Genomic DNA, 3040 nt, shown 5'->3' with positions numbered 1-3040 from the left:
AGATTATTGCGAAATTAAAAATTGAGTTCTCAAACACTTTAATCAAGTGCTTTGGAAATCTTTTTGGCGAAAGTAAACACCATTAGTTGCGGTGCAACTCAAGTGAAACTCATTTGGGTTGTATGGTTAAGTGACTAAGCGTATACGGTGGATGCCTTGGCAGTCAGAGGCGATGAAGGACGTAGTAACTTGCGAAAAGCGTTGGCGAGCTAGTAACAAGCATTTGAGCTAACGATGTCCGAATGGGGAAACCCACTTACATAAGTAAGTATCCCAACGTGAATACATAGCGTTGGGAGGCAAACCCGGGGAACTGAAACATCTAAGTACCCGGAGGAAAAGAAATCAACCGAGATTCCCCTAGTAGCGGCGAGCGAACGGGGATTAGCCCTTAAGCGTAGAGGGTGTTAGTGGAATGTGTTGGAAAGCACAGCGGCACAGGGTGATAGCCCCGTACATGAAAACTAACTTTACGTGAAATCGAGTAGGACGGGACACGTGACATCTTGTCTGAACATGGGGGGACCATCCTCCAAGGCTAAATACTCCTGACTGACCGATAGTGAACCAGTACCGTGAGGGAAAGGCGAAAAGAACCCCTGTGAGGGGAGTGAAATAGAACCTGAAACCGTATACGTACAAGCAGTGGGAGCGGTTCTTGAGACCGTGACTGCGTACCTTTTGTATAATGGGTCAGCGACTTACATTTTGTAGCGAGGTTAAGCGAATAGCGGAGCCGTAGGGAAACCGAGTGTTAACTGCGCGTTTAGTTGCAAGGTGTAGACCCGAAACCCGGTGATCTAGCCATGGGCAGGTTGAAGGTTGAGTAACATCAACTGGAGGACCGAACACACGTATGTTGAAAAATGCGGTGATGACTTGTGGCTGGGGGTGAAAGGCCAATCAAACCGGGAGATATCTGGTTCTCCTCGAAAGCTATTTAGGTAGCGCCTCGAGCGAATACCATTGGGGGTAGAGCACTGTTAAGGCTAGGGGGTCATCCCGACTTACCAACCCTTTGCAAACTCCGAATACCAATGAGTACTACTCGGGAGACACACGGCGGGTGCTAACGTCCGTCGTGGAAAGGGAAACAACCCAGACCATCAGCTAAGGTCCCAAAGTTATTGCTAAGTGGGAAACGATGTGGGAAGGCTTAGACAGCTAGGATGTTGGCTTAGAAGCAGCCATCATTTAAAGAAAGCGTAATAGCTCACTAGTCGAGTCGGCCTGCGCGGAAGATTTAACGGGGCTAAGCAATACACCGAAGCTATGGGTACTCACCATTAGGTGGGTGCGGTAGAGGAGCGTTCTGTAAGCGGTTGAAGGCGAAGGGGTAACCCACGCTGGACGTATCAGAAGTGCGAATGCTGACATGAGTAACGATAAAGGGAGTGAAAAACTCCCTCGCCGAAAGACCAAGGGTTCCTGTCCAACGTTAATCGGGGCAGGGTGAGTCGACCCCTAAGGCGAGGCCGAAAGGCGTAGTCGATGGGAAACGGGTTAATATTCCCGTACTTCTGCTAACTGCGATGGAGAGACGGAGAAGGCTAGGCTAGCGCGGCGTTGGTTGTCCGCGTTTAAGGCTGTAGGTGGTGCACTTAGGCAAATCCGGGTGCACATACACTGAGAGTTGATGACGAAGTCCCAAGGGACTGAAGTAGTTGATGCCATGCTTCCAGGAAAATCTTCTAAGCTTCAGGTTAGTAGGAATCGTACCCCAAACCGACACAGGTGGTCGGGTAGAGAATACCAAGGCGCTTGAGAGAACTCGGCTGAAGGAACTAGGCAAAATGGTACCGTAACTTCGGGAGAAGGTACGCTGCTGTTGGTGATGGGACTTGCTCCCTAAGCTGACGGCAGTCGCAGATACCAGGTGGCTGCAACTGTTTATCAAAAACACAGTACTGTGCAAAATCGCAAGATGACGTATACGGTATGACGCCTGCCCGGTGCCGGAAGGTTAATTGATTGGGTTATCTTCGGAGAAGCTCATGATCGAAGCCCCGGTAAACGGCGGCCGTAACTATAACGGTCCTAAGGTAGCGAAATTCCTTGTCGGGTAAGTTCCGACCTGCACGAATGGCGTAATGATGGCCACGCTGTCTCCAGCCGAGACTCAGTGAAGTTGAAATTGCGGTGAAGATGCCGTATACCCGCGGCTAGACGGAAAGACCCCGTGAACCTTTACTATAGCTTGGCACTGAACATTGACCCTACATGTGTAGGATAGGTGGGAGACTTTGAAGCGGGAACGCCAGTTCTTGTGGAGTCAACCTTGAAATACCACCCTTGTAGTGTTGATGTTCTAACTCTGGCCCCTGAATCGGGGTTGAGGACAGTGCCTGGTGGGTAGTTTGACTGGGGCGGTCTCCTCCCAAAGAGTAACGGAGGAGCACGAAGGTTGGCTAAGTACGGTCGGACATCGTACGGTTAGTGCAATGGCATAAGCCAGCTTAACTGCGAGACATACACGTCGAGCAGGTGCGAAAGCAGGTCATAGTGATCCGGTGGTTCTGAATGGAAGGGCCATCGCTCAACGGATAAAAGGTACTCCGGGGATAACAGGCTGATACCGCCCAAGAGTTCATATCGACGGCGGTGTTTGGCACCTCGATGTCGGCTCATCACATCCTGGGGCTGAAGTCGGTCCCAAGGGTATGGCTGTTCGCCATTTAAAGTGGTACGCGAGCTGGGTTCAGAACGTCGTGAGACAGTTCGGTCCCTATCTGCCGTGGGCGTTGGATGATTGAAGGAAGCTGCTCCTAGTACGAGAGGACCGGAGTGGACGAACCGCTGGTGTTCGGGTTGTGATGCCAATCGCATTGCCCGGTAGCTACGTTCGGAATCGATAACCGCTGAAAGCATCTAAGCGGGAAGCGAGTCCTAAGATGAGTCATCCCTAGGAATTTAATTCCTCTAAAGAGCCGTTCGAGACTAGGACGTTGATAGGCATGGTGTGTAAGCGTTGTGAGGCGTTGAGCTAACATGTACTAATGACTCGTGAGGCTTAACCATACAACCCTAATGGGTTTTACTA

Annotated in this window: 1 rRNA gene; it reads left to right on the top strand. The window is 50.7% G+C overall.

Annotation, left to right across the window (positions count from 1 at the left end):
* Positions 1–124: 124 nt before the first annotated feature.
* A 23S ribosomal RNA gene (locus ACHUFW_RS21720) occupies positions 125–3018 on the top strand.
* Positions 3019–3040: the final 22 nt, after the last annotated feature.

It is taken from the genome of Shewanella waksmanii (assembly GCF_043643685.1).
Taxonomy (GTDB): Bacteria; Pseudomonadota; Gammaproteobacteria; order Enterobacterales; family Shewanellaceae; genus Shewanella; species Shewanella waksmanii_A.
This window is presented reverse-complemented; position numbering and strand designations above follow the sequence as displayed.